The sequence below is a fragment of the Kribbella amoyensis genome, from assembly GCF_007828865.1.
GTDB lineage: Bacteria > Actinomycetota > Actinomycetes > Propionibacteriales > Kribbellaceae > Kribbella > Kribbella amoyensis.
The window spans coordinates 1-16,511 of sequence record NZ_VIVK01000003.1 but is presented as its reverse complement, the minus strand read 5'-3'; the positions used below and the strand labels follow the sequence as shown (position 1 = coordinate 16,511).

Genomic DNA, 16,511 nt, shown 5'->3' with positions numbered 1-16,511 from the left:
ACCACTGAGCCCGGTCCGTGCCGGCACCACGGAGGTCCTCGTACCGCCGGCGAGGCGGGCCGCTCGGCGTCATGAGCGATGATGTGCCGGTGACAGCAACGGTGGAGATCTCACTTCGGGAAGCCGAGGTGCTGGGACTGGTCGGCGCCCATCTCAGCAACGCCGAGATCGCGGCGAAGCTGCACATCTCGGTGCGTACGGTCGAGAGTCATGTCTCCTCGCTGCTGCGCAAGCTGAACGTGCCGGATCGGCGCGCGCTCGCTCAGCGGGCGCCCGAGCCGACCGGCGGTGGCTCGGCGCAGGCCGCACCGGTGCTGCCGGCGCCGCTGACCTCGTTCGTCGGCCGGGTCAGCGAGCAGGCGACGCTGAGCGCACTGGTCAAGAGCCATCGCGAGGTGACCGCGATCGGCCCTGGCGGAGTCGGCAAGACGCGGCTCGCCTTGGCGGTGGGCGCCCAGCTGGCCGCCGACTACGCCGACGGTGTGTGGTTCGTCGACCTGGTTCCGGTCGACGAACCGGAGCTGGTCGCCGCCGCGGTCGCCGGGACGCTGGGCCTCGGTGAGCAGCCGGGCCGGGACATCACGCAGTCGGTGATCGCGACGCTGACCGACCGGCAGGTCCTGTTGATCCTGGACAACTGTGAGCAGGTGGCCGACGGGGTGGCGTTGTTCGTCGAGCGGCTGTTGGCGACGTGTCCGCGCGTGACGGTGCTGGCGACCAGCCGGGCCCGGCTGATGGTTCCGCTGGAGCGGGTGTACTCGGTTCCGCCGATGTCGCTGGGTGTCGACGGCGCAGCGGATGCGGTGCTGTTGTTCGAGGAGCGGGCAGCGGCCGGTGGTTCGGCGTTGAATACTTCGGACCGCGATCAGATCGTCTCCATCTGTGAGCGTCTGGAGGGGATGTCGCTGGCCATCGAGCTGGCCGCTGCCAGGTACCAGACGCTCGGGCTGGACGGGATCACGGCCGCGTTGTCTCATCCACTCCGGATGCTCACCGGCGGGTCACGTGCGGACGAGCGGCATCGTTCGGTCCGGGCGGCGTTGGACTGGAGCCATGCCCTGCTGGAACCGGACGATCGGGCGCTGTTACGTCAGGTGTCGGTCTTCGCGGCACCCTTCACCGCTGCGGCGGCGGCACAGGTCATCGGGCTCGACGAGTTCCTTGTCGCCGACGGGCTCGCTCGGCTGGCCGAGCAGAGCCTGTTGGTGGTGACAGCCTCGCCCGTGGGCACGGCGTACCGAGCCCTGGAAACCATCCGTCAGTATGCGACGGAACGCCTCGCCGAGGCCGGTGAGCTGGTCGACGTCAGGTCGCGGCATCTTCGGTGGTGCCTCGCCCAGGCTGCCGAGCTGGCGGTTGCGCGTCCGGACTGGCGGGCCGGATTCGACGCGGTCGCCGACGATCTGCGCTCCGCGCTGGCCTGGGCGGCCCACGAACCAGGGCAGCGTACGAACGCTTACCGCCTGGCCGAGCAGTTGGCGGAGCTGACCTTCACGCGGACCTTGATCAGCGAGTCACAGCAGCGGTACGAGCAGGCGGCCGCTCTCGCCGAGGACCCGGGGTCAGCTGCGACGGCGTTCCGGGACGCCGCCGCGGTGGCCGGCTGCCGGATGCGCGGCGACGACGCGTACCGTCTCCGGAGCGCGGCCGCGGACGCCGCGCTCCGTGCCGAGGATCCCGCGAGCGCCGCACGTGATCTGGCGACCATCGCCATCACGGCGTACCGGTTCGCGAACATGTTCACGCGCAAGCTTCCGACGGAGGAAACGGACGCGCTCCTCGCCCAGGCCCGGGAGCTGGCCGGCGAGGATCCGGCGGCGCAGGCGACGATCGCGGTGGCCGACGCCGGGCGAGCACTCCACGCCGCGGTCACCACCGTCCAGGGCTATCCGGGCACCACGGTCGCCGCACCGGTCGCGCTCGCCGAACGAGCAGTCGAACTCACCCGGCGCCGCGGCGATCCACTCGAGGAATCGGTCGCCTTGGACGTCCTGACCGGCGCGTTGAGCTGGGCCGGTGAGACCTTCGCGGCCGCCGAGACCACCCAGCGCCGGGTCGTCGTGCTGTCGTCCGTACCGGCGACGCCGTCGGCCAGTCACGAGCTGGTCGAGGCCCTTGCCGAGGCCGCCGAAGGAAGTATCGGCACCGGCGACCTGGTGGCCGCGTGCCGGTGGGCGAAGCAGCTTGCCGATCATCCGTTGCTGGCCGAGGTCGGTCATCGCGCCACCAGTTGGCTCCTGGTCGCCGATGCCTTGGCAGGCAGCTTCGACGAGGTGCTCTCGAGCAGCGTGCGCTTCCTCGACACGTGGCGTACTGATGTCCCCATCGGCTCCCTCGGCCCAGCGGTCGCGGCCGTGGCGATGGTCCACGGCCTCCGCGGCGACCAGGACGCGAGGGCGGAGTGGCAGAAGGTCCTGGACCAACTCGGGACCCTCCCGGAGGTGACGTACGGCTACGGGGCGGTCTTCGACACCATGCTCCTGCTGCACAACGACCAGGTGTCCGAGGCGATGGAGCGCATCTCGCCCGAGCCTCAGGAGGTCTGGAAGTGGGTCACCTGGATCTGGCACCACTGGTACGTCGCCCTGCGCGCCGAGGCCGCCGTTCTGGCCGGAAGGGCCGATGCCCCGGACCTCGTGGCCGAGGCACGCGGCATCGTGGCAGGGAACCCGATCGCGACCACCATGGTGGATCGAGCTGCTGCCCTCCTCGACGGAAACCACGAGGCGCTCCTCACCACAGCGGAGGCGTTCGGGGCCGCGGGCTGCCACTACCAGGCCGCCCGCACGAAGCTCCTCGCTGAAGGCCGGCTACGCCGCACCGATCAGTAGCCCTTGACGGCCGGCCATGCTCGTTCTACTCCGGCGTTGTCGAGGTCGGTCGAGAACTGGGCGAAGAGGTCCTCTGTCTGGCGGACGGCGCGTGGGGAGACAGCGTTCTCGGTGCAGAAGGCGACCAGGTGGCCGACGACCTCGCCGATGTTCCATTCGACCAGTGGCATCCGGTAGGCACCGTTGGTGATGTGGGTGGTGCCGATGTTCTTTGCGGCCGGCAACAGGTTCTCGACCCGGACCGGCAGGAGCGCGCCGAGCGGTAGCTGGTAGGGGCAGCAGCCGATGTCGATGTAGGGATCGCCTCCGGTCGAGGGATGCAGGTCGATGCGGTAGAGGCCGATACCGACACTGTCGGGGTGTTGGACGGCACCGTGCTGACCGCGGACGTCGAGTGCGATGTCCTGCTCGACGATGGTGTGTTCGGCGGCGATGCGGCGCGATTCGCGGATGTAGGGCGCCATCGCGAGCCCGTCGGGAGTGTCGCCGACGACGTCACCGCGCAGTCGCAAACCTGGCCAGCCGGTCCCTCCGTCGGGGCGTGGCGCTTCGGTCTGCAACCAGTAGAGCAGGCTCAGGCTGAGGTTGCGGGCGCCCTGCAGGTGCTCACTGGCTTCTTCGTCGGACCCGCCGAAGAGAGGGCCTCCCCAGTAGTCCATCTGGGGCCAGTTCACCAGGGTGAGGTCGGAGGCGAAGCTGCCGGGGACGAAGTTGTTACGGGCCGCGATCCGGCGGAACGTCCAGAGATTCCGGTCGATGGTCTTGGCCCGGCGGTCGTCGTAGTCGGGTCCGATCTCGTCGGGGTTGTCGTCCGGGTTGGGCTTGAACCGGTAGTGCAGTGGTTGCCGGGTCTTCGGGTGCGGGGTGACGAAGGAGAGCTTCCCGTCCGGCCAGTCGAGGGGTCGGGCCGCGGCGACGTCGGCGTACCCGGGTGGCTTGTCGATCGTCAGGTCGGCGCCGGGCAGATGGTCTAGGGCGAAGCACACCGACACCGGCTGCATGTTCAGCGGTCGAGCCTCGGCCGGAGCGTGCGGTTCACCGGTCTGGGCCTGGGATTCCGAGCCGGTGACATGTTCGACGCCGGCCATCGGCAGCAGGTCGCCCGTCTCGGTGGCGTCGACGAACCAGGGCGCCGTGACGGTGACCTGCCGGCCGGTGGTGCCGTCGCGAAAGGTCACTGCCTCCACCCGGTCTCCGGTCGTGGACGCCGAGATCGGCTCGTGCTGCAGCAGGACCCGGAGCCGTCCGGAGGCGCGGTGCGGTGCGAGAAGCGACTCGAGCACGGCGAGGGCGACGCGGGGTTCGTGGCACAGGTGGCTGACCCTGGCCGCTCCTGGATTCAGCGCACGATTGGCGTGGGCTCGCGCGGTCAGCGGATAGTGCGCCCGGTAGTAGGCCCGGATCCGTTCCCGGAAGTCGCGGTAGGTGGCGGTCGATCCGAACTGTTCGATCCAGACGTGCTCGTCCGGTGGTACGGCCTGACTGGTCAGAACGCCACCCAGCCAGCGAGTCGGCTCGGTGATGACGACGTTCACTCCTCGGCGGACCGCGGCCAGGGCGGCCGCGACGCCGCCGAACCCTCCACCGACCACCAGCATCTGTGTCCGTAATTCGCTCATGCTCGCAGGCTAACGACGCACTTTGCCGCCCTAGTATGGCTCGGGTGATCCAATCCGTGTCTCACGTTGATTCCGTCTCCCGCCGGCTCAGAGTCGTCGACGCCGTCGCACGGGAGGTGCCGCATCCCGCGGGATCGGTGATCGGGCCGCGGGTGCAGCGGGGGATCCAGCTGCTGCTGATGCATTCCGGGACGATGCACGTCCAGGTCGACGACAAGCCGGCCTTCACCGTTGTCGCGGGGGAGATCGGTGTGCTGCTGCCCGGTCACACCGAAACGATCCGGATGGGCCCCGACAGCGAGGTCCGCCAGACGCTCGTCCGTGGAAGACTGGACGATCTCACCCCGCAGATGCACGACTGGCTCGAATCGGTCCGCCCGACCCGGCGGCTGTCGTCGGCGATGACCTATCTGGCCCGCGAGGCGGTCGTCACCGAACAGACCAGGCTCACCGCCGAGGGGGCGCTCCTCGACGCGTTGGCCACCGCCTTGCTGTGGCGGTTCATCGCCGAGTTCGAGAACTACCCCGCCGCACTGCCCGGCGCGATCGAGGCCGCCCGGCTGTTCATCCACACCCACGTCAGCGAACCGATCGACCTGACCGACATCGCGGAGGCGGCGGCCGTCACCCCCGCGCACCTCATCCGGTTGTTCCGCGAACACATGGACACGACTCCCGTCCGCTACCTGTGGGACCGGCGCATCACCTTGGGCATCGAACTACTCACCAGCACCGGTCTCACCGTGGCGACCGTGGCCAGCCGCAGCGGGTTCAAGACCAGCTTCCACTTCGCCCGTCGCATCCGGGAGGCGACAGGTCAATCACCGACAGAGCTGCGGGCCGCGACCTGGCAGCCGTAGCTCGCGCCGGGGTGATCACTTTCGGACACAGGTGTGCGCACGCTGGCCATGGTGCCGCTGGCTCGCGGAGGCCGAGCATGTGCTGACAGGTGAATGCTGGACACGCCAGCACCGATGGAGACGGAGCGTCGCGATGACAGGCACCAGATCACTCTCAAGCAAGGCAATCGCCCTGCTCGCGCTGGGCGGGCTGGGGCTTCCACTCGCTGCCTGCGGCAACGACACCGCGAGCGGCGGCGAAGTCACCATCACCTGCTCGGCGTGCCAGCAAAGCCCCACCGATCCCTTCCTCCAGTACAACTACGAGGCGGCGCAGCGCTTCAACCAGAAGTTCGCCGGCAGGTATCGGATCGAGGTGCAGCAGAACCAGAACGCGGGCTCCAGCCCGGACCGGCTGCAGTACTACCAGCGGCTCGCCCTGGCCGACGACCTTCCCGATCTGTTCCAGCTCAACAGCGGCGAGATCAAGTCGCTCCAGACGACGAACAAGCTCCGGGACTTCGCCGGCGATCTCGACGCCGACTCGGGCTGGAAGGGCAGCTTCCTCCCGTCGGTCTTCGACGCACTCGGCGGGAGTGACGGGCAGATCTGGGCCATTCCGCAGCAGCGCGACGCCCTCGGCATGTTCTACAACAAGAAGCTCTTCGCCTCCGTGGGGTACGCCGAGTTCCCCGCCACCTGGGCCGCCTTCGAGCAGGCCGCCGCGAAGCTCAAAGCCCGGGGCAAGACCGCACTGGCCGCCGACGGCGACTGGGCGACCATGCTGATGTGGGTCAACCTGATCGGTACTCAGCCGGGCGGCAAGGACTTCCTGACCGGCGGACTCGGCTCCGGTGACTACTCGGGCAACGCCCAAGCGGTCAAGGCCAGCGAGACACTGCGCGGTTGGCACAGCAAGGGCTGGGTCAACTCGGACTCCTTCTCCGGCGACTTCCAGGACGCGGCCGCGGCGTACCTCTCGCAGTCGGCGGCATCCGTTGCCAACGGCCCCTGGTTCGTGAAGACGTCCCTCAAGTCCAAGACGGCGCCGGCCGGGCTCTACCGCGACACCGCCTACACCACGGCGCCCGGATGGGCCGACGGCGAGCGGGGAGCCATCGTCGTCACCGGTGCGGGCTGGGTGAGTGGAACCCAGGGCGACGACGACAAGGCCGAGGCGGTGACCGAGTTCGCCAAGTTCGTCTCGAGTCCGGAGGAGTCGCTGAAACAAGGCCAGGCCACCGGTGCGAACCCACCCGTGAAGGTCGAACCCGCGGCCATCGCCGGCGCCGGACTCGAGCCGCTGTCCACCGGGCTGGCCAAGGCGGCCACCACCACCAGGTACACCTATCCGCACGTCCGCGTGTACGGCCCGGCCGGCTTCGGCAACGCCTGGAAGAACCTGTGGCCCGCCTACGCGAAGGGTGAGATCGACACCCCTGAATTCCTCGGTCGCCTTGGTGCCGACGCCACCAAGCGGGCCGGCGCCAAGTGACTCAGGCCGCCTCCCGACCCCAGGTGACCCACGCCGTCCCCCGACGCCGGGCCCGTTCGCGCCGCGCCCCGGCAGCGGTCGCGTCCCGCGTCCCGCGCGGTATGGCCAGACCGGTCGCCCTGTCGATCGCGCCCGGCGCCATCCTTTTCACGATCTTCTTCCTGGCGCCGTTCGCCGTACTGATCGGGAGCTCTTTCGCCAGCTGGGGCGGCGTCGACTTCACCTTCACCGGGTGGGACAACTACCGCACGATGATCCAGGACCCGGTCTTCTGGAAGGCCGTCCGCAACACGCTGTTCTACAGCGCGGTGAGCATCGTCGTCCAGGTGCCGTTCGGCGTCGTCATCGGCATCATCCTCAGCCAGAAGCTGCCCGGCTGGCGCACCTTCCGCACCGTGATCTTCGTACCTTTCGTGATCTCCGGTGCGGCCTACGCCTTGGTCTATGCCGCCTTCTACAACTCCCGCTACGGACTGCTCAACCAGGCACTGGCCCTGGTCGGTGCCGACGGCAAGGACTGGCTCTACGACACCGGTACCGCGCGGTCGGCGGTCGCCGCGACGTTCGCGTTCATCATCGGCTTCACGGTCATCCTGGTGATGGCCGAGATCGCCTCCATCCCGCGCGAGCTGTACGAGGCGGCCGAGACCGACGGCGCGAGCCTGCTGCAACAGCATCTGCGGATCACCCTGCCGCTGCTCCGCAACGTGATCGGCACCTGCGTCCTGGTCCGGTTGCTCGGTGACATCGGCATGTTCGACGTCGTGTTCATCCTCACCTCCGGCGGCCCGAACGACTCCACCGTCACCCTCGCGCTCTACGCCTACCGCGCCTACCTCGACGGCGCTTGGGGCTACGCCAACGCCGTCGGCACCACCATCCTGGTCATCGGGCTGATCCTCATCGTGACCGTCCGCCGGGCCTTCCGCATCGGAGAGAGGGCATTGTGATCGGCTCACCGTTCCGCCACAGCTCGAGACCTGTCGTCGCGGGCCTTTATCTCGTCCTGATCCTCGCTTGTCTGCTGTCGCTCGGTCCCACCCTGTGGGTCGTGTTGTCGTCCTTCAAGACAGCGGACCAGTTCAATTCCGGGTCCGGCTTCTGGCCGAGTCCCTTCACCTTGTCCGGCTACCTCGACGCCTTCACGCAGGTACGCCTGCACGAGTACGTCGCCAACACCTTGCTGTACGCGGTGGGTGGGACCGCCGGCGCGCTCACCATCGCTCTGCTGGCCGCCTATCCGCTGGCTCGCTACCGGTTCCGGGGCAGCGGGAGTATCACTGCCGCGTTCAGCCTCGCTCTCGCTGTCCCGTTGGTCGGTCTGGCCACTCCCGAGTTCTTCATCATGCGCGAGCTCGGCCTGTTCAACTCCCGGCCCGGCATGGTGATCTTCTACGCGGCGCTGATGTTCCCCTTGTCGTTCGTGGTGCTCCGATCGTTCCTGGCCGGTCTGCCACCGGAACTGGAGGAAGCGGCCCACATCGACGGCGCCGGCTACTTCGCCATCCTGCGGACCATCGTGCTGCCGCTGTCCCGACCGGCCCTGGCGACCGTCGCCGTCGTCTCGTTCGTCCTGATCTGGAACGAGTTCTTCTTCGCCAACCTGCTCACCGTCTCCCAGCGGAACCAGAACGTCCAACTCGCACTGGCCGGCTTCAAGTCCCAGTTCGGCAGCAACGTGACCGGCTCCCTGGCCGGCGCGACCCTGGTCATGATCGTCCCGGTCGTCCTCTTCCTGATCCTGCAACGACAGGTCATCGCGGGCCTCACCGCCGGCGCCACCAAATGAGGGGTCAGATCTGGTTGGTGCCTCCGTCGACATAGAGGTTGGTGCCGACGACATAGCTGCTCTGATCGGAAGCGAGGAAGGCGACGACCGCGGCGGCTTCTTCGGGCTGACCCATGCGGCCCGCGGCCACGGTCGCGGCGACGTTCTCCTTGACGGCCCGGGCGGTCTCCTCGTCGCCGAAAGCGGCGGTACCGCCGGGGGTCTCGATCCAGGCCGGCGAGACCACGTTGACCCGGATGCCACGGTCCTTGAGCTCGTTGGACCAGGTCCGCGCGAAGGACCGGACGGCCGCCTTCGACGCCGCGTAGGCGCCGAACGCCTCGACTCCACGGTCGCCGGCAGTCGAACCGACGAGGACGATCGAGGCTCCGTGGTTGAGCAGCGGCAACGCCTTCTGCACGGTGAACAGGGTGCCTCGGACATTGACCGCGAAGGTCTGGTCGAAGTGGTCCTCGGTGGTCTCCGCCAGCGTCACGAACGAACCGACGGCCGCGTTCGCCACGAGGACGTCCAGACCGTTGCCTCGGGCCCGGACCGCGTCGTAGAGCCGGTCCAGGTCCGCCGGCTTGGCGATGTCGCCGACGACCGCGGTGGCCCGGTCCGCTCCGATGGTCTTGACGGCGGCCTCCAGTTCGGCCTCGCGCCGGCCGGTGACGAACACGTACGCGCCCTCGTCCGCCAGCCGGACGGCGGTGGCCAGACCGATCCCGCTGCTGCCTCCGGTGACCACCGACGTCTTGCCGTCCAACTGCCCCATCTTGGGTGCCTCCATCACTGGTGATTGATCCGTTCACCATCGATCCTGCAGGGGCGAGGGCGTACGATCCATGATGCAGAGTCCGGATTTCTTTACACATCGTCCAGGAGGAGTGCTTGGTGCTCGGGTTTCGGGATCCCGTCGCGGACGCGATCGGCCTGCTCAGGCCCCGCACGGTGATCGGTCCCAACCTCCGGGCCTCGGGGGAGTGGGCGCTGCGCTTCGACCCGTTCCTGCACGTGCGGGTCGGGGGCCTTGTCCGCGGCACGTGCTGGTTGATCCTCGAAGGACAGGAGCCGGTGCTCCTGCAGGAGGGTGACACCTTCATGCTCGGCAACCCGCCGCCTTACGTCCTGGCCAGCACGCTCGACACGAGCCCGCGCCCTGCGGCGCCGGTGTGGGCGGGTGCCGAAGACGGGTTCGTGCGGATCGGCCCCGAGGCCGTGGAGGACCTGTACCTCTGCGTCGGGCACATCGCGTTCGACGACAGGAACGCGACCCTGCTGACCGACCTTCTGCCGCCGCTGGTGATCGTCCGCGCGGCTGATCCTCAGGGCGGGCGGCTCGGGCAGCTGATCGATCTGCTGGCCACCGAGGTCGGGGTCGTCGCCGCCGGTGGCCCGCTGGTGCAGAACCACCTCGCGCAGATCCTGCTCGTGCACATGTTGCGTGCTCACGCCGCTCAGACCCACCGGCCCACCGGCTGGCTGGGTGCCCTGAACGAGGACGGCATCGGCGCCGCCTTGCGTGCCGTGCATGCGGACCTGGCGCACTCCTGGACCCTCAAGGAGCTCGCCGAGATCAGCCACATGTCGCGGTCCGCGTTCGCCGAGGCATTCAAGAGCCACGTGGGCGTCCCGCCTCTGGAGTACCTGATCCACTGGCGGATGAGCCTCGCGCGCGACGCGCTGGCCCGCGACATTCTGTCGATCCCCGAGCTGGCACGGGCCACGGGGTACCGGTCCGAGAGTGCGTTCAGTACCGCGTTCCGCCGCGTCGTCGGCTCATCGCCCGCACAATTCCGGCACCAGGCACGGCAATCATCGCGCTCGACCGCGAACGGACATTGAGGGGGTGGCTGGTGCACCTGGCCGAGGGTGGAAGGAGTTGCTTGACGTAGCCCGGTTTCCGGCGTCGTATGAGCTAAGACGATGAGGCGCCCGCCCCGGCCGGAGAGTGACACCATGGGTGGACGTGCGGGAGCTTCGAGGGCCTCGGCGATCCTCAGGCTGCGTCCACCGGCGGAGCTGGGGCGTAGCGCCGTGGCGGTCGTGCTGGTCGGTGCGGCCTATTACCTCGGTGCCCGGCTGGGCCTGAGCCTGTCGCTGGTGGAGCGGAACGTCACGCCCCTGTGGCCACCCAGTGGTATCGCATTGGCGGCATTCCTGGGTTCTGGGGAGGTCGATGTGGCCGGGCGTCGCGCTTGCGGCGCTGGCGGTCAATCTGCCGATCAGCACCGGTCCGGTGCCCGCGCTGCTCACCGCCCTGGGCGACACCGTCGCACCGCTGGTGGCGGCGATTGTACTCGAGCGCGTCGGGTTCCGGCGGCAGCTGGATCGCCAGCGGGATGCGCTGGCGATCGTGTTCCTGGGTGCGCTGGCCAGCATGACGATCAGCGCGACCATCGGCGCCGTCACGCTGTTGTCTTCAGGAGCGATCGACAGTGGTGAGCTGGCCGGTGCGTGGGCGGTGTGGTGGACCGGCGACGCGATGGGCGTACTCGCCGTCGCCCCGTTCCTGCTGTGCATCCCGCTGTTCTGGGAACTCGAGCGATGGTCGTTCGCGAGCTGGCTCGAAGCCGCGGTGATCCTGGTGCTGACCACAGGGCTTGTGTCCTGGACCGCGTACACCGATCTGCCGGTGTTGTTCCTGGTGTTGCCTTTGCTGGGATGGGCCTCGTGGCGTCTGCAGCTGCGCGGAGCCGCACCTGCTGCGCTGATCGCCTCGCTGATCGCGACCTGGTCGGCGATTCACGGGCTCGGCCCGTTCGCGGGGGTGTCGCTGTTGGGGCAGATGCTGACCCTGCAGGCGTTCAACGCCACTGTCGCGCTCACCTCGTTCTTCCTCGCCGCACTGGTGACCGAACGAATGCAGATCGCCCGCGCGCTGATCTCCGCGGCGGCGGACCTGGAGGGGCGCGTGAAGAATCGAACGGCGGAACTCTCCCTGACGAGTGACCGGCTGCGGCGCGAGATCCACCACCGGCACGAGACCCAACAGCAGCTGAGCCTGGAGGAGGCGCGGACGCGGCGGGAACACCAGATCGCGGAGACGTTGCAACGCAGCCTGCTGCCCGACCGGATGCCCGACATCCCCGGCGTCGCCGTCGCCGCTCGCTACGTCCCGGCGACCGCGGACCTGCATGTCGGCGGTGACTGGTACGACGTGATCCAGTTGCGCGGCGGCCTGATAGCTCTCGTGATCGGTGATGTCGCCGGGCACGGTCTACAGGCCGCGGCAGCCATGACACAGCTGCGGATGGCGGTCCGGGCGTACGCCGTGCGCGATCCCTCGCCGGTAGCGGTGATGGACGGTCTGCACGACCTGGCCCGCGGGCTGCCGCTGGCCGAGATGGTGACGATGCTGTACGTCCTCTACGACGCGGACACCGGCACCGTACGGTTCACGAACGCCGGACATCCGCCTGCCCTCCTGATCGACGACGGGGCCACGTGGTACCTCGAGGGCGGACTGGCCCCGCCGCTTGGCGTACTCGCGCACTGGGACCGCGCCGAGGCCACGCAGCAACTGCGGCCCGGAGCGACCCTGCTGCTCTACACCGACGGGTTGGTCGAGAAGCGCGGGCTGTCGATTCAGAACGGCTTCGATCGGCTGCTGGCCGAAGCGTCGGGCGCCAGGCAGGGCGACCTCGACGCGCTGTGTGACCACCTCCTGTCAGCCCTCGCGGAGAACGGCAAGGTCGCGGACGACATCGCATTGATCGCGCTCCGGCCATCGGTGCTGGCCGGAACGCCGCTGTCGCTCGAGGTGCCCGCCGATGCGCAGATCCTCTTGCAGGTCCGGCACACGGTCCGTCGCTGGCTCCGCGAGTCGGGGGTCGATGCCCGGGACGCCGGCGAGATCACGATCGCCTGCGGGGAGGCTTGCAGCAACGTCGTACGCCACGCGTACGCCACCTCCCCAGGCGACCTGCGGGTCGAGGCGCGACTTGTGGAGGGCTCGGTCGAGCTGACTGTGCGCGACCACGGACGGTGGCGGAATCCGGCCGACCGCGGCGGAGGCTGGGGTTTGACCTTGATCCGGGGACTCACCGACTCGGTGGACATCGACAGCGGTCCGCAGGGGACGACGATCCTGATGCGCCGCAAAGTGCTGGTGGAGGACGAGACGTGACCGAGTCCGCAAGAGTGGATGCCCGAACGAGCAACGACGTCCAGGTGGTGAGGATCTACGGCGAAGTCGACCTCACCAACGCCGTCGAGGTGAGAGATGCCATCAGTCGCGTCGCATCGGCCGATGTGACCGTGATCGTCGTGGACCTCAGCGAGACCGGCTATCTCGACAGCTCCGGGATCGCGATGCTCTTCCGCCTCGCCGAACGTGCCGGCGAACGCCGCCAGGAGCTCCGAGTCGTCGTCCCACCGGACTCGCCGCTGCGGGCCGCCCTCGAACTGACGAACCTGCCCCGAACCATCCCGGTCCTCCCCACCCTCGAATGACGTCCGACGACCCGCACCAAGATGAAGGCCCGCGCCAACAACAGCAGTGGGAACGGATGCATGAGCCTGAGGTCGATGCCGGGCCTTCGGGTTTGCTCGACTGACGCACGGGCACCGCAGGACGAAAGCGAAGGAGGTTTCTATGGCGCGCCAGAAAGGCTCGCTGCCGGTGCCGGACTTCGACCTGGTACCCGCCGAAGCGTTGCCGTCGCGGATCAAGGAGCTCGACATCGAGCAGGTGGACCAGCTCATCGGGTACGAGCGCAATCACGGCGAGCGGTCGCCGGTGCTCACCCTGCTGACGCGGCGACGTGACCAGATCCGGACGGACGAGGACAGCTCCGTCGAGATCGACGTCCACGACGCGGGGGATGGGTGCGATGCCTGAACCCCGGCCGCCCGCGGTCGTCACGGGTGCGGCCGGCGGGATCGGACTGGACCTGGCGCAGCCGCATGCCGCGGTTCAGGTGGTGAGAATTTCGGCGATGGTGCCGGTCGGCGTCCGGACGACATGCGGCAGGCGGTTCCATCGTGCGACCTGGGAACCGAGGGCGATCTGGTCCAGCTCGTTGTCGTTTCCGGCGAACGGTACTTCGCTGTCGTGGCGGCGGGAGTACCACCGTCCGTCGGCGCAATAGGTCTCGATGAACTGCTCGAGGTCGTGGGTGAACTCGTCGGTCCGGGCTGCGTCGGGCTGCTGAAGAATCGGCGCGGTGGTCACGTCTCGGAACCTCCAGGTGAAGAGCGACGGGCAGTGTCGGCGGTGCGGATCGTGTCGGTGGTCTCGGTGAGCTCGGTGATCTGGTCGGCCAGCCCGGGATGGCTGGTGCGCAAGCTCGCGGCCGCGGCTGCGAGCGGCTGGACGAGTTCGGCCGCGTCGTTGCCGCCCAGGGCGTCCCGGAGCCTGGCGATGCTGGGTCCTGCCTCGGCCGAGGACGGGTTGGAGGCGTCGGACGGCAGTGCGGTGATCTGTCCGGCGAGCTGCCGGAGCGCGGCGGCGTTGTCCCGGGCCCAACCGGCCACCGCACGGTCGGCCGAACGCTGGTTGCGGGTGGCCCGCACCCGGTGCTCGCGGGTCGTTTCGGGGGCGTCGGCGGCTAGTGGCTTGAGGCGCAGGTACCGCCGCTCGGCCGCCTGACGGCTGGCGAGGCCGAGGGCGGGTGCGATCTGGGCCCAGGTCGCGCCCCGGTCCCGGGCCTCGTCGATCAGCCTCGGCTCGCACCGGTCGAAATACGCGCGGATCCGGTGCATGGCCGCCAGCGCGGCCAGCAGCTGGGGTGCGTCGGCGTCCTGCAGCAGGGCTGGGTCCTCGAGCAACTCGAGGCCGCTCAGAGGCGTGACCTCCGACTCTCCTGAATCCACGCTTCACCTCTCGGCACCAGCTGTGCGCTGTTTCGATGTGATGTCAATGATGTGCTGACTTGCCTATTTGTCAACGTTCCGATGACATGCTACAAGATCCTGTGACTCGGCACCACAGCGTCGAGTTCACGCATCAAAGGCGGGTACCGCTAGGGGAAGCGAATCGATCGGAAAGGACAGTGGGATGAGTGCGGATGTGGTCGACCTGATCATGCAGGACCACCGTGAGGTCGAGCGGCTGTTCGACGAGTTGAAGGACAACCCGGAGAAGCGGCCGACACTGTTGCCGGTGCTCACCACGCTGCTGACCGCTCACAGCCGCGCCGAGGAGGCCGAGGTCTACCCGGTGGCCGCGGAAGAGGCCGGCGAGAAGGAGGAGGTCTCGCACAGCCAGCAGGAGCACATCGAAGCCGATCAGCTGCTCGCCAAGCTGGCCGCGACGGATCCGAGTTCGGCGGACTTCGACAAGGTCCTGCAGAACCTCGTCGACGCCGTGTCGCATCATGTCGAAGAGGAAGAGACGAAGGTCCTTCCGGGGATGCGGGCGAACCTGCCCGACGAGCGGCGGACCGAGCTCGGCGAAGCGTTCGTTGCCAGCCGCAAGGAGCACCTGGGTGACCAGCCCGGTGACATGACCCGCGACCAGCTGGCGCAGCAGGCGGCCAACGCGGACATCTCCGGCACTTCGGGGCTCAGCAAGGACGAGCTCAAGAAGAAGGTCGAGAGCGAAGGCGAGCTCTGAGTCGGGTGCGGGCCACACTCGAGGCTCTGGGTCGATAGCGGTTGAGCGAGCAGAGGGTGGCTGACGCGTTCGAGCTCGGGGAGCGGGTCGGTGCCGCAGCGCTCGGGAAGGGGCTGCGGATCGCCGTCGCCGAGTCGCTGACGAGCGGGGTGATCGCCTCGCGACTCGGGGCGGCGGCGAAGTCGAGCGATTGGTTCGCCGGAGGAGTCGTCGCCTACGCGGCGGAGGCCAAGTTCCGGGTGCTGAAGGTCGATCCCGGTCCAGTGGCGAACGCGCGCTGCGCCGTGCAGATGGCGAAGGGGTGCGTGCAGTTGTTGGACGTGGACCTTGCGGTCGCGGTGACCGGGGTCGGCGGCCCTGAACCCGACGAGGGCCATCCGCCGGGGACGGTCTACGTAGCCGTCAGCTCGGCGGTTGGTGAGGTGGTGGACCAGCACAGGTTCGACGGCGAGCCGTCCGAGGTTGTCGCGCGGGCGACGACCGCCGCGTTGGAGATGCTGCTCGCCGTTGCCGAGAAGCTCTGAGTTCTGTTGACCTCGGGGACGCGGGCCCTCAGGCCGGTACCCGATCGCGGGATCGATGAACGGTTTTGGTCGGGGTACCGGCCGGGTGGTTGAACAGCGCGGGCACGGTCCTGTGTCCGCCATCGCGGCTGGGGGCCGTCGAGCCTCCGTCCGGTGCTACCTGGAGATCCATGGAGGTTGATATGAGCACGATCACGCAGTCGATCGATGTCGAGGTGCCGGTGACGACGGCGTACAACCAGTGGACGCAGTTCGAGTCGTTCCCGCACTTCATGGAAGGGGTGGAGGAGATCCGGCAGCTGGACTCCACGCACAACCACTGGGTGGTGAAGGTCGGCGGCGCGACCCGGGAGTTCGACGCGACGGTGACCGAGCAGCACCCGGACGAGCGGATCGCGTGGAAGTCGGACTCGGGGCCGCAGCACGCCGGCGTCGTGACGTTCCACAAGTTGACCGACAGCAGCAGCCGGGTGACCGCGCAGATGGACATCGATCCCGACGGTTTCCTGGAGAAGGTCGGTGACAAGCTCGGCGTGGTCGAAGGCCGCGTGAAGGGCGACCTGGAGCGGTTCAAGGCGTTCATCGAGAGCCGCGGCGCCGAGACCGGCGGCTGGCGCGGCGACGTACCCCGCTGACCTAGCTGTCAGGCAGTTTGCGCGTCCGGATCCTTGCTGTAAAGGCAGAGGACGCCACCGCGCGACGAGCTTCACCCCTGCTACGCGGTGCTACTGCTCGTCTGACGGGCGCCGGAAGGCTCGGAAGGCGGCGAGGCGGTGTACCAGTGGGGTGAGTTGGTCGGTGGACGACAGCGCCAGGTGGTTGGTGAGTTCGGGAAGGGTTGCTGGTTGGTCGCTGCGCCACCAGTCGACCAGC

General features: G+C 68.5%; 16 protein-coding genes. 12 read left to right on the top strand and 4 right to left on the bottom strand.

Annotated features, from left to right (window positions below):
- The first annotated feature begins 71 nt into the window (after positions 1-71).
- Positions 72-2,831: an ATP-binding protein gene (locus FB561_RS34175; protein WP_145814227.1), complete on the top strand. Its 2,760-nt coding sequence runs from the start codon at positions 72-74 to the stop codon at positions 2,829-2,831.
- Here FB561_RS34175 and FB561_RS34170 read toward each other — a convergent pair.
- Positions 2,825-4,450 carry an FAD-dependent oxidoreductase gene (locus FB561_RS34170; protein ID WP_145814226.1) on the bottom strand — a complete coding sequence of 542 codons (1,626 nt, stop codon included), beginning with the start codon at positions 4,448-4,450 and terminating at the stop codon, positions 2,825-2,827. The genes FB561_RS34175 and FB561_RS34170 overlap by 7 nt on opposite strands.
- Before the next feature lie 56 nt (positions 4,451-4,506).
- Here FB561_RS34170 and FB561_RS34165 point away from each other — a divergent pair, with 56 nt between their 5' ends.
- The 4 genes from FB561_RS34165 (at position 4,507) to FB561_RS34150 (ending at position 8,573) form a co-directional block, all read left to right on the top strand.
- Entirely contained in the window at positions 4,507-5,310 is an 804-nt protein-coding gene (locus FB561_RS34165; protein ID WP_145814225.1) for a helix-turn-helix transcriptional regulator, read from the top strand.
- A gap of 133 nt (positions 5,311-5,443) precedes the next feature.
- Complete coding sequence (locus FB561_RS34160; RefSeq protein WP_145814224.1) at positions 5,444-6,784, top strand: ABC transporter substrate-binding protein; 1,341 nt, start codon at positions 5,444-5,446, stop codon at positions 6,782-6,784.
- A gap of 101 nt (positions 6,785-6,885) precedes the next feature.
- Positions 6,886-7,734: a carbohydrate ABC transporter permease gene (locus tag FB561_RS34155; protein WP_170284930.1), complete on the top strand. Its 849-nt coding sequence runs from the start codon at positions 6,886-6,888 to the stop codon at positions 7,732-7,734.
- A gap of 101 nt (positions 7,735-7,835) precedes the next feature.
- Positions 7,836-8,573, top strand: coding sequence for a carbohydrate ABC transporter permease (locus tag FB561_RS34150; RefSeq protein ID WP_170284929.1), 738 nt, complete (start codon positions 7,836-7,838; stop codon positions 8,571-8,573).
- A 4-nt stretch (positions 8,574-8,577) separates the two neighbouring features.
- Here FB561_RS34150 and FB561_RS34145 read toward each other — a convergent pair whose 3' ends face one another.
- On the bottom strand, positions 8,578-9,330 hold the full coding sequence (locus FB561_RS34145; protein ID WP_145814221.1) for an SDR family NAD(P)-dependent oxidoreductase: 753 nt from the start codon (positions 9,328-9,330) through the stop codon (positions 8,578-8,580).
- 119 nt (positions 9,331-9,449) lie between these two features.
- Here FB561_RS34145 and FB561_RS34140 point away from each other — a divergent pair, with 119 nt between their 5' ends.
- The 4 genes from FB561_RS34140 to FB561_RS34125 all read left to right on the top strand — a co-directional run bounded on the left by FB561_RS34140 (position 9,450) and on the right by FB561_RS34125 (position 13,398).
- Positions 9,450-10,400, top strand: a complete 951-nt coding sequence (locus FB561_RS34140; RefSeq protein ID WP_145814220.1) for an AraC family transcriptional regulator — start codon at positions 9,450-9,452, stop codon at positions 10,398-10,400.
- Between the two features lie 334 nt (positions 10,401-10,734).
- Complete coding sequence (locus tag FB561_RS34135; RefSeq protein WP_145814219.1) at positions 10,735-12,684, top strand: ATP-binding SpoIIE family protein phosphatase; 1,950 nt, start codon at positions 10,735-10,737, stop codon at positions 12,682-12,684.
- A complete protein-coding gene (locus tag FB561_RS34130; RefSeq protein ID WP_170284928.1) occupies positions 12,681-13,010 on the top strand; it encodes an STAS domain-containing protein in 330 nt (109 codons plus the stop codon). Before FB561_RS34135 ends, FB561_RS34130 begins: the two co-directional genes overlap by 4 nt.
- A 142-nt stretch (positions 13,011-13,152) precedes the next feature.
- A complete protein-coding gene (locus FB561_RS34125; RefSeq protein WP_145814217.1) occupies positions 13,153-13,398 on the top strand; it encodes a DUF8129 domain-containing protein in 246 nt (81 codons plus the stop codon).
- 75 nt (positions 13,399-13,473) lie between these two features.
- Here FB561_RS34125 and FB561_RS34120 read toward each other — a convergent pair whose 3' ends face one another.
- Together FB561_RS34120 and FB561_RS34115 are read right to left on the bottom strand one after the other, a co-directional pair.
- Positions 13,474-13,731, bottom strand: a complete 258-nt coding sequence (locus FB561_RS34120) for a hypothetical protein (RefSeq protein ID WP_145814216.1) — start codon at positions 13,729-13,731, stop codon at positions 13,474-13,476.
- Positions 13,728-14,372, bottom strand: coding sequence for a hypothetical protein (locus FB561_RS34115; protein ID WP_145814215.1), 645 nt, complete (start codon positions 14,370-14,372; stop codon positions 13,728-13,730). Before FB561_RS34115 ends, FB561_RS34120 begins: the two co-directional genes overlap by 4 nt.
- Positions 14,373-14,556: 184 nt before the next feature.
- Between FB561_RS34115 and FB561_RS34110 the strand changes: the two genes are divergently transcribed.
- The 3 genes from FB561_RS34110 to FB561_RS34100 all read left to right on the top strand — a co-directional run bounded on the left by FB561_RS34110 (position 14,557) and on the right by FB561_RS34100 (position 16,273).
- A complete protein-coding gene (locus FB561_RS34110; protein ID WP_145814214.1) occupies positions 14,557-15,114 on the top strand; it encodes a hemerythrin domain-containing protein in 558 nt (185 codons plus the stop codon).
- 56 nt (positions 15,115-15,170) lie between these two features.
- Positions 15,171-15,638 (top strand): CinA family protein, encoded by a 468-nt coding sequence (locus FB561_RS34105; protein ID WP_145814213.1) that lies wholly within the window; start codon positions 15,171-15,173, stop codon positions 15,636-15,638.
- 182 nt (positions 15,639-15,820) lie between these two features.
- Entirely contained in the window at positions 15,821-16,273 is a 453-nt protein-coding gene (locus FB561_RS34100) for an SRPBCC family protein (RefSeq protein ID WP_145814212.1), read from the top strand.
- Positions 16,274-16,511: the final 238 nt, after the last annotated feature.